Source organism: Gammaproteobacteria bacterium (assembly GCA_027296625.1).
In the GTDB taxonomy this organism is placed as follows: domain Bacteria; phylum Pseudomonadota; class Gammaproteobacteria; order JAKEHO01; family JAKEHO01; genus JAKEHO01.
Window position 1 is genome coordinate 25,879 of record JAPUIX010000135.1, and the last position, 15,103, is coordinate 40,981.

A 15,103-nucleotide genomic window follows, 5' to 3' on the forward strand; every position below is an offset into this window, starting at 1 on the left:
TGAAAGGCACCACATACAAATTTTTTGGACTTTCCTGTTGCCCTCTAATGGTGCCGGGCCTACGATCCTTGCTGTGCCTGCCGCTAACGCGGCTGCTGCCCTAGTCAGGGCAGAACAAATCGCATTCCTAAATTTCACTATTAGAACGTTCCTTAGCGCGAGAGCGCTTGAGCGGAGTTTTTATGTCGGTAATTCAAATATTAGTGGTAGATTAAGCAACGGAGTGGGGCCATGAAAGATAGGTTGATCATATTCGATACAACGCTCCGAGATGGGGAGCAGAGTCCTGGCGCGTCTATGAATCGGGACGAGAAGCTCCGTATCGCCAAGGCGCTGGAAAAAATGGGTGTTGATGTGATTGAATCAGGATTCCCTATCGCAAGTCGCGGGGATTTCGAAGCTGTTCAGAGTGTCGCCGCCGCAGTCACGGAAAGTATCGTTTGTGGTCTTGCGCGAGCGCTTGAAAAAGATATTGACGTTGCGGCTGATGCACTGAAAAAAGCGAAGTCTGCACGGATTCATACATTTATCGCCACCTCTCCCATCCATATGGAGAAGAAGCTTCGGATGAAACCCGAGGAGGTGCTCGAGCAAGCTGTGCGTGCTGTTAAGCGGGCGCGCCAATATACGGATGATGTGGAATTTTCGCCGGAGGATGCTGGGCGTTCGGATAGCGACTTTCTTTGCCGAGTATTAGAAGCCGTTATTGACGCGGGCGCAAAAACGGTGAATATCCCGGACACGGTGGGTTATAGTTTTCCGCATCACTTTGGCGCGCTTATAAAGGAGCTCATAGAACGTGTGCCGAATTCTGATAAAGCCGTTTTCTCGGTCCACTGTCACAATGATCTCGGTCTTGCCGTAGGCAATTCGTTGTCTGCGGTGATGAACGGCGCCCGTCAGGTTGAATGCACGATCAACGGATTGGGTGAGCGTGCCGGGAATGCGGCCCTTGAAGAGGTGGTGATGGCAGTTCGGACACGACAAGACATTTTTCCATGTGATGTCGGACTCGACACGACTCAGATCTTAAACTGTTCTCGGTTGGTATCGAATATCACTGGATTTCCTGTACAGCCGAATAAAGCGATTGTCGGCGCAAATGCTTTTGCCCATGAGTCGGGAATTCACCAGGACGGCGTGCTGAAAAGCCGTGATACGTATGAAATCATGCGTGCTGAGGAGGTTGGCTGGAAGGCCAATCGTATGGTGCTCGGCAAACATTCCGGTCGGAACGCATTCCGGACGCGCCTTAAGGAGCTCAATGTGGAATTCGACCGTGAGGAGGACCTTAACGCGGCGTTTATTCGATTTAAAGAACTCGCCGACAAGAAGCATGAGATCTTTGATGAAGATCTCCAGGCGATCGTTACCGATACTACGCATGATGCGGCTAATGAACGGGTTAAACTTGTAGCGCTGAGAGTATGTTCGGAAACCGGTGAGACTCCGAAGGCTGCTGTCACTTTGGTCGTCGATGGTGAGGAGAAACAGAGTACGGCCGACGGTAGTGGGCCGGTGGACGCCACATTCAAGGGTATTGAGCGTATTATCAACAGTGGTTGCGTGCTGCAACTCTACTCGGTCAACGCCATTACCACGGGTACGGATTCCCAGGGAGAAGTGACCGTGCGCGTGGACAAGGGAGGACGGATCGTCAATGGGCAAGGTGCCGATACTGATATCGTGATCGCGTCGGCTAAGGCATATATTAATGCACTCAATAAAATTCTTGATCCTGTGACGCGGACGCACCCGCAAGTATGAGCGTTACCCACCGGCAACAGCAATATCTTCGGGCGATGGGGATCGACGTGTGGGTGCGGCGTGGCCCAGAGGCCAAAGAAAAGGCGCCAGCCAAGCCGACCGTGCCACAACGGAGCGCTGCGGGTGGAACCGTGGTGGCGGACATTGATGCCATTGCCCAGATGGACTGGGAAACGTTGCGGAAAACGGTAGCGGGCTGTGTGCGGTGCGCGCTCCATGAGAGCCGTAGTCAAACCGTATTCGGCGTTGGTTCTCGGACGGCGGACTGGCTACTTGTCGGTGAGGCGCCTGGTGTTGATGAGGACAGAAAGGGGGAGCCCTTTGTTGGACGGGCCGGTCAGTTGCTGAATGCTATGTTACTGGCAATGGGGCTTAAGCGAGAGGAGGTATTCATCGCTAACATTCTGAAATGTTGGCCTCCGAAGAACCGTGATCCGGGGCCAGAAGAAGTTATGTGTTGCGAGCCTTATCTTAAGCGGCAGATTCAGCTGATAGAGCCTAAGATCATTCTGGCGTTGGGCCGAGTTGCGGCACATAATCTCCTAAAAGCGGACACGCCGATTGGACGCATGCGTGGTAAACGATATGAGTACTTGAGCCTCGGTATCCCCGTGGTGGTGACCTATCATCCCGCTTATCTGTTGCGTTCACCTAGGGAGAAACAAAAGGTCTGGCAAGATCTACAGTTTGGGAAACGTGTATTGGAAGGTATGCTATGAGCGCGGTTCTTCAATCGCCGGTTATCCAGTTTCGTCCTATGCACGAGACAGATCTGGCTGAGGTGATGGTGATCGAACAGGAAGCGTATGCTTTCCCTTGGTCGCCGGGCATTTTTTGTGATTGCTTGCATGTTGGGTACTGCTGCTGGGTTTTGGAACAGGATGGTGTCGTCGATGCCTATGCAGTAATGTCAATGGGTGCCGGCGAGTCGCATATCCTTAATCTGTGTGTGAGACCCACGGTTCAGAGGTCAGGATTAGGCGGGGCGATGTTGCGACATCTGCTCATGTTGGCGCGCAAATACAAAGCAGAATGCATGTTGCTTGAAGTTAGGCCCTCGAACAGGGCAGCTTTGCGCCTGTATCGTTCAGCAGGCTTCGACGAGGTGGGGATGCGGCGTCGCTACTATCCTGCGACAAGGGGACGCGAGGATGCGTTGATTTTGGCCCGCAACCTGGAATAAGACTCGTATCGTTTGATCGTTGATCCTTTAAAGGCCAACTTGCTATGGCATCATCAGCCCGTTTCGCACCCAAGAAAGTTGACGCGAATGCGCTGGCTGTGCCGACCATCGAGTCCTGTATTGGCAATACGCCGTTAGTTAGATTGCAGCGCTTGCCGGGCGATCGCCGTAATCTACTTCTGGTGAAGCTCGAAGGTGACAATCCTGCTGGCTCTGTGAAGGATCGCCCGGCCATTAGCATGCTTAATGGTGCTGAAGCCCGCGGGGAGATTCAGCGAGGCGATACCCTCATTGAGGCTACCAGCGGGAATACCGGGATCGCACTTGCGATGGTGGCGGCGATAAAGGGCTACCGAATGGTGCTGGTGATGCCCGATCACTTGAGCGCCGAACGGGTTGCCGTGATGAAGGCTTTTGGGGCCGAGATCATTTTAACGCCAGGCAAAGGGAGCATGGAGACCGCAAGGGATGTCGCCCGAGAAATGGAGGTGGCAGGCGAGGGCAGGGTTCTGGACCAGTTCGCCAACCCGGATAACGCACGCGCCCATTACGAGGGCACGGGGCCAGAGATCTGGCGAGACACCGAGCGCCGCATCACCCACTTTGTCAGTGCGATGGGGACCACCGGCACGATCATGGGAGTATCCAGGTACCTTAAGGAGCAGGACCCAAGTATTCAGATCATCGGTGTACAGCCTGAAGACGGCACCTGCATTCCGGGGATCCGGCGTTGGCCTACCGCGTACGTGCCGAAAATCTTCGAACCTCACCGTGTTGACCGGGTCATAGATGTGGGCCAGACGGAGGCCGAAGAGACCACCCGGGCGCTGGCCGCCCGTGAGGGTATCTTTGCTGGGATATCTTCCGGGGGCGCCGTGGCCGCAGCACTCCGGCTCTCGGGTGAGCTTGAGAATGCGGTCATCGTCACGATCATTTGCGACCGGGGAGATCGCTATCTGTCGACGGACGTGTTTCCAGGCGCTTAGTGGGCATCCGCCTCTCGCTATCGGCGGGCTGCTCGTCATCTTTTCGTTTTCAGCAACAATTCCCGCCGCGACTGTCGAATCCATTCGGCTTACCCTCGATAGTGTTCAAGCACCATTGTGGCGGGCGCACGGTGTATCGATAGAGCTTACTTTGCGAGGGCGTGAGCGTGCAGAACTTCGCCTTCACGCGGAACGTCTCGAGCTGCCCTGGCCTGTCGACTCACTTGCCGACATTCGCTTGGATTGCCTGGCGGCAATCGAGGCCCAGGAAATAGCGTGTGAGGAGGGCACGCTTGCGCTACAAAGCGCTGTGCTCGATGCGCCGCACCTCAACGTAGCGTTTCGCTATGGAGTTAGTGACGGCACGCTCGCGTTCACCGTTGCCGATGGGCCCGTTGCCGGTGGCACCCTCGCGGTTGAGGGACGTCTTGCCGGGCAGCGCTGGGACCTTCACGTTCAAGGCGTAGATTTGAGAGCACAGCGTTTGAGCGAGGCACTCCGGGCGTTGTCACTGTGGCCGGAGGGGTATGTGATAGAGCACGGAAGGTTGAGCACGACAGCGCGCATCAGGGGCGAAGGCGGATCGGTCGTTCGCTTGGAGGCCAAAGGGCGTGTGGCGGCTTTGGCTTTCGACGGTCCAAGTGCCGGTGAAGATGTTAACGCGGAGTATGACTTCACGCTTGAGCGTGGTGCGGCAGGTTGGGTAGCAGAAGTAGAAGGGGCGCTCACCCAGGGTCTTGTATTTATCGAACCGGGTCTGAAAGTGGGTTCTATTTCACCAGGTTTTACATTCGATGTGCAGGGAGATCCTCTTAGGCTCCACGTCGCCGCAGGATGGAATGCAGAAGCAAAGCAGCTCAGCCTCAGTTATGGTTTCTTAGACCATCCCGGGGTCGTGCGCGCCGACGGTGCTGCGTTGCTGTCATTGGGTAGTGACAGTCCAGTTCAGATGCTGACACTAAAAGCGGCGCAGGCTCAGATGGGACCGTTGTATGAAACCTATCTTCAGCCGCTCCTTATCAGTTCAAGTTTTAATGCGCTGAGCGCTACTGGACAGATCGATCTCGAGATCAAATTGGACTCAGGGCGTCTGTCCGAAATCCTCTTGGGCTTCGAGCATGTCGAGATACGGGACACACAAGGGCGTTTCGGCATTGCTGATGTGAATGGTAGCTTTGCCTTTAGCAGTGCGTCTGAGCCGCGGCTGAGCGAGCTGCAATGGGGCGGCGCCAGTCTTTATCGCCTCGATTTTGGTGCAGGGTCGCTGGCAGCCGTTACTCAGGATCGGTCGTTGCGTTTAGTGGGCGACACATTTATCCCGTTTCTTGACGGGGGGTTGCGCATCGACACGTTAGCGTATCAACAGGCAGCACCCGACGAGATTGGGCTTGAATTCGGAGGCGTGCTTACGCCCGTTTCATTAGAAGCGTTTTGCCGTGCCATGGATTGGCCGATTTTGTCGGGTAAAGTGTCAGGAATCATTCCAGGGCTACACTACAAGGATAAGGCACTGACAATAGATGGCAAGGTGCTCGTCAGGGCGTTTGATGGCAATGTCGTGGTCCATAATTTAGTGGTTGAAGATCTATTCGGAACCGTGCCTGTTCTTGACACGGACATCGATTTCAAGGGGTTGGATCTTGAGCCACTGACCCAGGCATTTTCCTTTGGTAGGATTGAAGGAAGGCTGGGCGGTGTAGTGCGTCAGTTGCGAATGGAGGACTGGCAGCCTGTGTCCTTTAAAGCAAGCTTCTATACGCCGGAGGGCGACCAATCCCGTCACCGCATCAGTCGGAAGGCTATCGATAACTTGACGACTTTGGGTGGTGGAGGTGCCTCGACAGCGATTTCAAATACGTTTATCGGTGTATTCAAAGAATTCTCCTATGATCGCCTAGGACTAAGCTGTCATCTCTCGAACGGCGTCTGTGAGATGGGCGGAGTGGGACCGGCAAATGGCGGTTATTACATCGTGAAGCGTGGCTTGCTGCCGCCCTGGATCGATGTGAAAGGTTTCAATCGGGAGGTCGACTGGGCGGTATTAGTGGATCGGCTTAAGGTCATAACGCAGGGAGGCAGCCCCGTAATTAAGTGATGTGCGTGGTACTATCCTGCGACATCGGGAACTCAGTGGGATCATTTTGGTACGAAGTAAAACACGGCTCAGTAATCATATGATCTGTTAAATTCCCTAGAGAGGATGAATGAATGGCGAAACTGCTAAGACTGATCGTTGGTTTGTTGGGTTTCAGCTTGATGGCCTGTGTGACGGTGAACATTTATTTCCCGGCCGCCGCCGCCGAGCAAGCTGCAGATAAAATTATCAAAGACGTCTATGGGACTCAGTCGGGTGATGAGGCGACATCGCCCGCCCCAGGGTCAATGGACGAGCCTTCTGGTCTGGTGGAACCGCCCGTCAACCACAATGCAAAGCCGGTCGGACTCATTGATGTTGTTTTACCGGTGGCGTATGCCGAAGAGCCCGATCTCACAATCTCAACGCCGGGCATTCGTAAATTAACCGCGGCGATGGAGCAGCGTCACAAGACATTACGATCCTACTATGACAGCGGCGCCGTCGGCATGACGCGGAACGCCCTTATCGCCGAGCGCGATCCCAAGGCGATCCCTGTAAAAGACCGCAATAAGGTGAAGCAGCTCGTGGCTAATGAAAATCGGGATCGTAATAACCTCTATAAGGAAATTGCGAAGGCGAATGGGCATCCTGAGTGGGAAAATGATATTCGGGATACTTTCGCTAAGCGCTGGGTTGCGAACGCGCCTTCCGGGTGGTGGTACCAGGACAAAGCGGGAACCTGGAAGCAGAAATAACGATAATTAGCAACATCCGCGATGAACGTGCTTGTCTTTGATATAGAGACCGTGCCAGATGTTGCGACTGGGCGCCGCTTATATGGTGTTAATGGTCTAAGTGACAAGGATATGGCGGAGGTGATGTTTAGTCGGCGGCGGCAGGAGACGGGTGGGAGCACGGACTTCCTGCGACATTACCTGCATCGGATCGTCGCGATATCCGTGGTGTTGCGGACAAGCGACCGCTTAAGCGTGTGGTCGCTCGGTGAGCCTGATTCGCCGGAGGCTGATCTCGTCCAACGTTTCTTTGACGGACTTGATCGATACAGCCCGATCCTGGTGTCCTGGAACGGTAACACGTTCGATCTCCCGGTGTTGCATTACCGTGGGCTATTGCATGGTATCAGTGCACCGCGTTACTGGGATACTGGTGATGATGACCAAAGCTTTCGCTGGAACAATTACCTGAATCGGTACCACCAACGGCATACGGATTTGATGGATGTGCTTGCGAGTTATGATCAGCGAGCCTTTGCACCCCTGCATGACGTAGCTACGATGCTGGGCTTTCCCGGCAAACTGGGCATGAGTGGTGCAGATGTGTGGGATCGGTATCTTGCGGGTGACGTTAAGGCGGTTCGTAGCTACTGTGAGACGGATGTCCTCAATACCTATTTGATCTATTTGCGCTACCAGCTCATCCGAGGCCACCTCACCGCTCAAGGCTATGACGATCAATGCGGACAGGCGCGGGAGATGCTAAAGCAGGAAGCCGAACCTCATATGCTTGAATTTCTTCGCGCTTGGGACGTTTGACTGTCATCCTGCCACAGCGTTGGCGGGTCCAATGTCGTGGGGACGTAAAAATACCATGCGCTGTCTATCTGACCCCAATGCGATGAGCGCTCAAGAGATTGCCCGCCACTGATTGCACGGTCATGGTCTTGGCACGGTAGGTTATGTCAAACAAACTTGAGCAGGACCGGGCAGAGCACCTCGCGCATAGCATGGGTGTGATGGGAAGCCCGTGTTTTTCTAGCTTGTTTCTCATGTTGATCATTATGGTGGGCGGCTGTGCCGATCCTGCTACCAACAATATCCGTTTCGGCATGGCGGCAGCGCCGGTCACGCTCGACCCGCGTTTTGCAACCGATGCCGCCTCATATCGGATAAACCGCTTGCTCTATGCGCGCCTTGTGGATTTTGATGCCGCAGAGCAACCCGCACCGGCACTCGCAACCTGGCAAAGGCTAGGCCCCACACATTACCGTTTCATCCTCAAGGACGATGGAAGGGTGTTTCATGATGGAAGCCAGTTGACGTCTGTGGACGTGAAGGCCACGTACGACTCGGTGCTGGACGCTGCAGTTGGGTCGCCCCATCGCGGATCGCTGACTGTGATCAAGCAGATCGAGACGTTGGATGAGAAGACACTCGATTTTCATCTGCATAAGCCCGACCCACTCTTTCCAGGGCGCCTCACGATCGGCATCCTGCCTCATCGACTCATCGCCTCGGACCACCCGTTTAACCATCACCCGCTAGGTAGCGGCCCGCTAAGGTTCGTTGACTGGCCGGAGCAAGGCCAGCTGATATTACGCCGCGACCGCGATCGTCTGACATTGGAGATGATCGTCGTTGTCGACCCAACCGTGCGTGTCCTGAAACTCCTTAGCAGTGAAATCGATCTGATCCAGGGGGATCTTCCGCAGGAGTTGATCGCCTGGCTGGAAGAGCGACCTGCAATATATGTTCAGCGAGGGCGTGGTAGTACGTTCACTTATCTTGGGTTTAACTTAGATGACCCCGTTGTGGGCGACATCAACATACGCCGCGCAATTGCATACGCATTAGATCGGGATTCCATTATCAACTATGTTATGGGCAATGCTGCACGCAAGGCCAATGCCATGCTACGGCCCGACCATTGGGCGGGCCACCCAGGCCTCTCGGAATATGCATATGATCCTGATAAGGCGCGTGCCTTGGTCCAGCGCGCTGGTTATGGCTTACAACGGCCGGTGGAAATCACCTATAAGACATCTAACCATCCCTTTCGGGTACGTCTTGCGACCATCATCCAGCATCAGCTTGAGCAGGTGGGTATTGGTGTCGATCTGAAGAGCTACGACTGGGGTACATTCTACGGAGATATCAAGGCCGGGCGCTTTCAGATGTACAGCCTATCGTGGGTGGGTTTGAAACTACCTGATATATTTCGTTACGTATTTCACAGTACCAGTGTGCCACCAAAAGGGGCGAACCGCGGTAGATTTGTGAGCACGCAGGCGGATCGCCTTATTGAAGCGGCTGAAGATACCCTGGACTTAAATGTCCAGGCCACGATCTATCGTGCGTTACAGACTTATTTGTTAGAAGAATTGCCCTATGTCCCCTTGTGGTACGAGGACAATGTGCTGGTGGCAAGACATGATATTGTGGGTTATGCCTTGGCTCCAGACGGTAATTACGATGGCTTGATGAAGGTCCACCGCGTCCCGCAAGCTTTTTTCGAACCTTGATCATGTGAATGATTGCTGCTCCCTATATTGAAGTGGATCTGACCCGCCAGCGCTTGCGCCTTAGAGTCGACGAAGAAGTGGTGGCGGATTATGTAGTCTCGACGGCCAAGAACGGAGCTGGCGAGCTGTACGACAGCGAATGTACGCCGCGCGGCAAGCATGTGATTCGCGCCAAGATCGGCACCGGTTATCCAAAGAACGCCGTGCTGGTCGAGCGCAGGGCAACCGGTGAAATCTACACGTCGGCATTGCGTAAGAAGTATCCCGGACGCGATTGGATTCTGACCCGAATTCTTTGGCTAAGCGGATTGGAAGCGGGCCGAAATCGCGGAGGCCAGGTGGATACCTTGCGGCGATGTGTCTACATCCACGGGGCCCCAAACGATGTGGCAATGGGAGTACCTGGCTCGCGCGGTTGCGTTCGCATGCGCAATGCTGACATTCTTGACTTATACGATCGCGTCTGCGTCAGCACTCGCGTTGTGATCATTGAGGATGAGTGAGGCGCCGGCGGGAGGGATTCCGTCTTCGCTCCAGCGTGATTTGGACCGAAGGAAGGTGTTAGGGGCGCTTTGAGATACGCCCACGGGCTCGCTATTGGCCTCATCGGTGATGCTGTAGTTAGTTTGGGCATCAGATGCTGACACGTTAAGGTGGATGGGGCTCGCAGCTCGCCCCCGTTAAGGGGTATTTTTCGGCTCATCCGGGCCTTCCTTGTCAACCGATTCGACCGCTGTGCGTTAATGCGTGTATTAGGCCTTTTTAACTACAGTTGAGGAATCGGAAATGCTAAAAGTTATCCTTTTTGTCAGTGCCATATTCGGCGCACTCATTGTAATGCCAGCCGTCGCCGGAGAGTACGATAGGGGCGACCGCGTTGAGCATCGTTTCGACCAGCGGGGTGATCGGATCGAAGAGCGCCTGGATGCGCGTGGAGATAGCATCGAAGAGCGGCTTGATGCCAAAGGCGATCGGATTGATGCTTACTATGAGCGACGCGCAGTACAGGCCCGTGACGCCGGACACGACGAGCTGGCAGAGCGCCTCGAGCGTCGTGGCGAGGTAATCGATGGGCGTCTTGATCGCAAGGGGAACCGCATGGATAGACGTTTGGATCATAAAGGTGATCGAATTGATTCGCGCCTTGATCACAGAGGTGATCGCCTTGATGCGCGGTACGATCGCAAACACGAACAGATGGATCGCCGTGGTGACCGGATTGAAGAGCGCCTGGATGCGCGTGGAGACAGAATCGAAAGGCGATTGGATGTCAAAGGCGATCGGCTTGAGGCACGGTTTGATCAACGCGCGGAGCGGGCGGGTGAAGCCGGTTACAATAAGGTAGCGCGCAAGCTGGAACATAGGGGCAATGTCGTTGACAGGCGCCTTGATAAGAAAGGTAAACGCGCCAACCGGCGGCTGAACCATAAGGGGCACCATGCTGATGCGCGAATTGATCGTGAGCATGGCCGATGGAACGATCGCGGCGAACGCTCGCAGCAGCAAGGACGATCCGTAGAACAGCGCGTAAGGCGTCGCCAACGGTAATTGCAGTTGGCAGTCGGCCGCCTATGAGTGCGGCCGACTGCAGGCTTAGGCGATGAACACGTGCAGTCTACTGCGCAAGTTAGTGAGAGGGGATTTACGCTGGATAGTACCGAGGCCCTCGATCGTTTTCTCGTTGACATCCAAGGGCGAGCATTTCGAATGGCGCAGATCGCGACAGGCAATAATGACGACGCGCTCGATGTCATTCAGGATGCCATGCTCAAATTGGTGCAGCGCTACGCTGACCGCAGTGAGTCGGATTGGGGCCCGTTGTTCTATCGTATCCTGCAAAGCCGGCTACGAGACTGGCACCGTCGCACAACCGTCCGCAACCGCTTTCGGATTTGGCTGGGTACCGGCAAGCCTAATCGGCGGGATGCACCGGATCCCATACAGGAGCTACCAGACCGGCGTAAGGATAATCCGGAACAGATGCTTCAGATGGGACGGACACTGGACGCTTTGGAAGCGGCGCTCCATTGTCTTCCCCTGCGCCAGCAGCAAGCGTTTTTGCTGCGTGTCTGGGAAGGGCTGGACGTCGCACAAACTGCTCGTGCCATGGGCTGTACCGAGGGCAGTGTCAAGACGCATTACTCCCGTGCGGTTCATAGGTTGCGAGAAAAACTCGGCGAGGAGTGGCCATGAGCGTGATTGATCGAGAGAAACGTTTTCTTGATTCCGTTCGGGCAGAGTTGGACAGGAGCGTCGCGCACCTAGATGCGGCGACAAACGCACAGCTCAACCAAGCACGTCGCCGAGCGTTCGAAGAGCGCGCCCAGCCTCTATGGCAAATTGGACTGCTTCCGGCCGGGGTATTCGCTACAGCGTGCGTCGCATTGATTGTGTTCACGCTCGCTGCACCTCCGTTCTCATGGCGGGAGATGATCTTGCAAGATGTAGAGCTGATCTCCTCGCTCGATAGCTTAGATCTCTATGAGGACCTCGAGTTTTATGAGTGGCTTGAGGCTTATGAACAAGCAAGTTAGTTGGATTGTCATCTCAGCGATGTTTTTCTCACTCGCTTCAGCTGCCGACGATGCCGGGCTTAATGATACGCTTGATCCGGAGATCCTCGAGTTTCTGGGTGGGTGGGAAAGTGCCGAAGGCGAATGGCTGGATCCCATAAGTTTTGAGGATCCAATCTTGAGTGAGGCAACTAACCAATCGGTTGGACAGGACGATGAATAAAGTAACTCTGTACTTTGCTGTTCTACTACTTGCCTCCGCCGCTGCCGTTCGCGCGGATGATGGCCTGCCGTGGGATCAGCTAGCGCCGGAGGAACAGGAGATCCTCAAGCGCTTTGAGAATGAGTGGGGCCACCTACCGCCGGCGCGGCGCGAGCGGCTACAGAAGGGGGCAAGGCGTTGGCAGGAAATGAGCCCTGAACAGCGTGAAACGGCGCGCGACAAACTCCAGCGTTGGAAAGCACTGGAGCCGGAACAGCGTGAGCGCATTCGTCAGCGCTATGAACATTTTCGTGCTTTGCCACCGGAGCAACAGGAACGACTGCGGCGTCGCCATGCATCGTTTAAACAATTGCCTCCTGAAGAGCGACGGGCGCTACGGGAGCGTTGGCAACAATTATCCCCAGAGGAACGCAGGGCCAAGCGCCAAGAGTGGCAAAAGATCCCGCGTAGTGAACGTAACCGCATGCGGGAGCACCTGCCCAATATGTCGCCCGAGGAACGCCGTGCCTTCCGGGATAAATGGCAGCAGATGTCTCCGGAAGAGCGTCGGCAATTCGTGAGGCAGCGCCGTCAGGATCGGTCGCATGATAGGCTGCAGGGTGGTAGGAATAAGCAAGGAACACATGCGCCTCATGACCAAGGAGCGCCGGCAAGATCAGCGCCCGACAATGGTGGCTCAGCGGTGCCGTGACAGTTGCAAGCCTTGTATGGACAGATCTAGAGGTGCTAAGAAAAGGGAAGGTCTTAGGATGATCGCTGGGACTTGATGGTTTCCTTGATTAAGGTTTGAGCGAATTTCTTTATCTGTGTGTCATAGAGCGCGAGCTCTCCGCCAGTTTTGATCGCAGAAAGTGCAATTCTTGCGATCAAAATCAGAAGTAGTAGGACGATGATCCAGGCTACATAATAGGATAGCCGTAAGGAGTTATCTTTAGTCGGGTTTTGCTCACCCATTGCGGTTGGATTGTTTCCCGATAGTATGCCGTCCTGCTGGTCAGAGAGCGCAGATGGTTGCGTTAAGTTCTTTTGTTTCGAAGGTGCAATCAACTTGTCAATGTTGGACCCTTTATCAATTGCGCGTGCGAAGCGTTCTATTTCGGCAGGATTTCGATATAGGCCCCACGCTTCGTTGATGACCTCAATAGCGGCCCATAGGCCCACAATCAATAGCGCGACTCCTACAAGCCGCACAAATATGCCCATCACGCTGATACCGAACTCCATCAAAGCGCCATCCTCCGAGTAAATACCTATTATATTTTACGTACCGAGTTTAATTGCTACAGGGGTCAGAACGAGTAGCTGCTTGTCTTTCTTATTGACAGTATACCGTTTTTGCGCGATCAACGGATTCCAGTGATAATCCGGCCATGTTGCGCTTCCTGATCACGCGCCTCGTTAGCGCCACCGTGGTTGTCTTCGGCGTGATCACTATCGTCTTTCTTCTTATTCATTTGGTGCCGGGCGACCCGGTTGAGGTCATGCTGGGGGAGGCGGCGCAGCCAGCAGACCGGGACGCGCTACGGCAGGTCCTAGGGCTTGATCAACCGCTTTGGGTGCAATGGGGCAGGTATGTTCAAGGGCTTGCGCATTTGGACCTGGGCATGTCCTTACATTCCAAGCGGCCCATCGTGGATATATTGGGGGAGCGTGTGCCCGCAACGCTCCTCCTTGCGGCGGCGGGATTGCTGGTGGCCGTTGTGATTGCTTTGCCGCTCGGAATATTGGCGGCGGTGCGCAAGGGCACGGCCTGGGACCAGGGATCTATGGCATTTGCCATGCTTGGGGTGTCCATTCCAAACTTCTGGATGGGCCCGCTGCTGATACTGGTGTTTTCTTTTTGGCTCGGGTGGTTTCCCGTGAGCGGCATGGAGGGGATACGCTCTCTTGTGTTGCCGGCATTTACGCTCGGGACTGCCCTTGCGGCCATTCTTTCGCGCATGGTACGCGCTGCGTTGCTTGAGGTGCTCAGCGAGGACTATATTCGCGCAGCTCGTGCCAAGGGCCTCAATAACCGGACAGTAGTGCTTCACCATGGGTTGAGAAATGCTGCTTTGCCCGTGATCACGGTCCTCGGCCTCCAGCTAGGAGCCCTACTTGGGGGCGCAGTGATTACAGAAACCATATTCGCATGGCCCGGTATCGGACAGTTGACCATCGAAGCGATCCAACGTCGGGACTATCCTGTGGTCCAAGCCTGCGTGATGTTAATCAGCTTGGCTTATGTGTTGGTGAACACACTGACAGACGTAGCTTATGCTGCGCTTGATCCGCGGGTGCGATTGCACACGTGAGCATACGATTAGCGCTTCCCACGGCAGTCATGGTGCTCTGGTGCTCTGTTGCCCTAATTGCACCGTGGTTGCCGCTGGAACCCGATGAGATCTTTTTATCAAAGATTCTAATGCGCCCCAGCTCGGAAGCCTGGCTAGGTTACGACGATCTTGGTCGTTCGATCGCGGATCGCCTGGCGATGGGGGCTCGCACATCACTCGCTGTCGCATTCTCAGTTATATTTGTCTCGCTTGTGGTTGGTATATTTGTGGGGATAGTGAGTGCATGGCTTGGAGGATGGTGGGACCATGTGATTGTTCGCATCATCGATATCTTCATCGCCTTTCCCGGCATCCTGCTTGCTATTGCATTGGCGGGGCTATTGGGGCCTGGTATCGCGAATGCAGTGATTGCTCTGGCGGTTGTAGGCTGGGTAGGTTTTGCGCGGTTGGCCCGCGCACAAACCTTGACTGTAAAACACCGGGAACACATTGATGCGGCACGGTCCCTCGGAACAGGGCGTTGGCGGATCGGTGCACGCCATCTGTTGCCATTGATCACTGCACCGCTCATTGTGGAAGCAACGTTTGGAATCGCAAGCGTGGTTATTGCCGAGGCCAGCTTATCGTTCTTGGGATTGGGTGTGCAGCCGCCAGCCGCTTCTTGGGGGAGTATGATCCGTGATGGCACACGCTACATGCTGGTTTCACCGCACATGGTATTGGCCCCGGGGTTGGCGATTCTACTCGTCGTACTCTCAATCAATCTGCTTGGCGATAGGCTGCGTGATTGGATGGATGTGCGCAGGAAATAATAGGTCT

General features: G+C 54.9%; 17 protein-coding genes. 15 read left to right on the plus strand and 2 right to left on the minus strand.

Annotated elements, in window-relative coordinates:
* The first annotated feature begins 231 nt into the window (after positions 1–231).
* From O6944_07700 to O6944_07740, 9 genes are all read left to right on the plus strand, one after another.
* Positions 232–1,767 (plus strand): 2-isopropylmalate synthase, encoded by a 1,536-nt coding sequence (locus tag O6944_07700; GenBank protein ID MCZ6719014.1) that lies wholly within the window; start codon positions 232–234, stop codon positions 1,765–1,767.
* Entirely contained in the window at positions 1,764–2,486 is a 723-nt protein-coding gene (locus O6944_07705) for a uracil-DNA glycosylase (protein MCZ6719015.1), read from the plus strand. Before O6944_07700 ends, O6944_07705 begins: the two co-directional genes overlap by 4 nt.
* Positions 2,483–2,950 (plus strand): ribosomal protein S18-alanine N-acetyltransferase, encoded by a 468-nt coding sequence (rimI, locus tag O6944_07710; GenBank protein ID MCZ6719016.1) that lies wholly within the window; start codon positions 2,483–2,485, stop codon positions 2,948–2,950. Before O6944_07705 ends, rimI begins: the two co-directional genes overlap by 4 nt.
* A 92-nt stretch (positions 2,951–3,042) precedes the next feature.
* On the plus strand, positions 3,043–3,936 hold the full coding sequence (gene cysM / locus O6944_07715; protein MCZ6719017.1) for a cysteine synthase CysM: 894 nt from the start codon (positions 3,043–3,045) through the stop codon (positions 3,934–3,936).
* On the plus strand, positions 3,863–6,031 hold the full coding sequence (locus tag O6944_07720) for a hypothetical protein (GenBank protein MCZ6719018.1): 2,169 nt from the start codon (positions 3,863–3,865) through the stop codon (positions 6,029–6,031). The genes cysM and O6944_07720 overlap by 74 nt, the downstream gene beginning before the upstream one ends.
* Positions 6,032–6,144: 113 nt before the next feature.
* Positions 6,145–6,768, plus strand: coding sequence for a YdbL family protein (locus O6944_07725; GenBank protein ID MCZ6719019.1), 624 nt, complete (start codon positions 6,145–6,147; stop codon positions 6,766–6,768).
* Between the two features lie 21 nt (positions 6,769–6,789).
* The gene (locus O6944_07730; GenBank protein ID MCZ6719020.1) at positions 6,790–7,566 is read left to right on the plus strand and encodes a 3'-5' exonuclease; all 777 of its coding nucleotides are present in this window, start codon (positions 6,790–6,792) and stop codon (positions 7,564–7,566) included.
* 143 nt (positions 7,567–7,709) lie between these two features.
* Positions 7,710–9,272: an ABC transporter substrate-binding protein gene (locus O6944_07735; protein ID MCZ6719021.1), complete on the plus strand. Its 1,563-nt coding sequence runs from the start codon at positions 7,710–7,712 to the stop codon at positions 9,270–9,272.
* An 8-nt stretch (positions 9,273–9,280) separates the two neighbouring features.
* Positions 9,281–9,775 (plus strand): L,D-transpeptidase, encoded by a 495-nt coding sequence (locus O6944_07740; GenBank protein ID MCZ6719022.1) that lies wholly within the window; start codon positions 9,281–9,283, stop codon positions 9,773–9,775.
* A gap of 286 nt (positions 9,776–10,061) precedes the next feature.
* On the opposite strand, the gene O6944_07745 is transcribed toward O6944_07740, so the two are convergent.
* Complete coding sequence (locus O6944_07745) at positions 10,062–10,814, minus strand: hypothetical protein (GenBank protein MCZ6719023.1); 753 nt, start codon at positions 10,812–10,814, stop codon at positions 10,062–10,064.
* Between the two features lie 66 nt (positions 10,815–10,880).
* Between O6944_07745 and O6944_07750 the strand changes: the two genes are divergently transcribed.
* Genes O6944_07750 through O6944_07765 form a run of 4 tightly spaced genes read left to right on the plus strand, consistent with a single transcriptional unit; the run spans position 10,881 to position 12,699 of the window.
* A complete protein-coding gene (locus O6944_07750) occupies positions 10,881–11,465 on the plus strand; it encodes an RNA polymerase sigma factor (GenBank protein MCZ6719024.1) in 585 nt (194 codons plus the stop codon).
* Entirely contained in the window at positions 11,462–11,806 is a 345-nt protein-coding gene (locus O6944_07755; GenBank protein MCZ6719025.1) for a hypothetical protein, read from the plus strand. The genes O6944_07750 and O6944_07755 overlap by 4 nt, the downstream gene beginning before the upstream one ends.
* A complete protein-coding gene (locus O6944_07760) occupies positions 11,790–12,008 on the plus strand; it encodes a hypothetical protein (GenBank protein ID MCZ6719026.1) in 219 nt (72 codons plus the stop codon). Before O6944_07755 ends, O6944_07760 begins: the two co-directional genes overlap by 17 nt.
* A complete protein-coding gene (locus O6944_07765; protein ID MCZ6719027.1) occupies positions 12,001–12,699 on the plus strand; it encodes a DUF3106 domain-containing protein in 699 nt (232 codons plus the stop codon). Before O6944_07760 ends, O6944_07765 begins: the two co-directional genes overlap by 8 nt.
* Positions 12,700–12,752: 53 nt before the next feature.
* Here the strand turns inward: O6944_07765 and O6944_07770 are convergent, their stop codons facing one another.
* Complete coding sequence (locus tag O6944_07770) at positions 12,753–13,232, minus strand: hypothetical protein (GenBank protein ID MCZ6719028.1); 480 nt, start codon at positions 13,230–13,232, stop codon at positions 12,753–12,755.
* A gap of 146 nt (positions 13,233–13,378) precedes the next feature.
* Here O6944_07770 and O6944_07775 point away from each other — a divergent pair, with 146 nt between their 5' ends.
* Positions 13,379–14,302, plus strand: a complete 924-nt coding sequence (locus tag O6944_07775; GenBank protein MCZ6719029.1) for an ABC transporter permease — start codon at positions 13,379–13,381, stop codon at positions 14,300–14,302.
* 2 nt (positions 14,303–14,304) lie between these two features.
* Positions 14,305–15,096, plus strand: a complete 792-nt coding sequence (locus O6944_07780) for an ABC transporter permease (GenBank protein MCZ6719030.1) — start codon at positions 14,305–14,307, stop codon at positions 15,094–15,096.
* The last annotated feature ends 7 nt before the right edge of the window (positions 15,097–15,103 follow it).

Excerpts from the sequence above, each read along its gene's own strand:
- O6944_07725 (MCZ6719019.1), top strand. The coding sequence starts at position 6,145 with ATGGCGAAACTGCTAAGACTGATCGTTGGTTTGTTGGGTTTCAGCTTG.
- O6944_07730 (MCZ6719020.1), top strand. The coding sequence starts at position 6,790 with ATGAACGTGCTTGTCTTTGATATAGAGACCGTGCCAGATGTTGCGACT.
- O6944_07755 (MCZ6719025.1), top strand. The coding sequence starts at position 11,462 with ATGAGCGTGATTGATCGAGAGAAACGTTTTCTTGATTCCGTTCGGGCA.
- O6944_07700 (MCZ6719014.1), top strand. The coding sequence starts at position 232 with ATGAAAGATAGGTTGATCATATTCGATACAACGCTCCGAGATGGGGAG.
- O6944_07760 (MCZ6719026.1), top strand. The coding sequence starts at position 11,790 with ATGAACAAGCAAGTTAGTTGGATTGTCATCTCAGCGATGTTTTTCTCA.
- O6944_07735 (MCZ6719021.1), top strand. The coding sequence starts at position 7,710 with ATGTCAAACAAACTTGAGCAGGACCGGGCAGAGCACCTCGCGCATAGC.
- O6944_07775 (MCZ6719029.1), top strand. The coding sequence starts at position 13,379 with ATGTTGCGCTTCCTGATCACGCGCCTCGTTAGCGCCACCGTGGTTGTC.
- O6944_07765 (MCZ6719027.1), top strand. The coding sequence starts at position 12,001 with ATGAATAAAGTAACTCTGTACTTTGCTGTTCTACTACTTGCCTCCGCC.
- O6944_07720 (MCZ6719018.1), top strand. The coding sequence starts at position 3,863 with ATGCGGTCATCGTCACGATCATTTGCGACCGGGGAGATCGCTATCTGT.
- O6944_07740 (MCZ6719022.1), top strand. The coding sequence starts at position 9,281 with ATGATTGCTGCTCCCTATATTGAAGTGGATCTGACCCGCCAGCGCTTG.
- rimI (MCZ6719016.1), top strand. The coding sequence starts at position 2,483 with ATGAGCGCGGTTCTTCAATCGCCGGTTATCCAGTTTCGTCCTATGCAC.
- O6944_07705 (MCZ6719015.1), top strand. The coding sequence starts at position 1,764 with ATGAGCGTTACCCACCGGCAACAGCAATATCTTCGGGCGATGGGGATC.
- O6944_07770 (MCZ6719028.1), bottom strand. The coding sequence starts at position 13,232 with ATGGAGTTCGGTATCAGCGTGATGGGCATATTTGTGCGGCTTGTAGGA.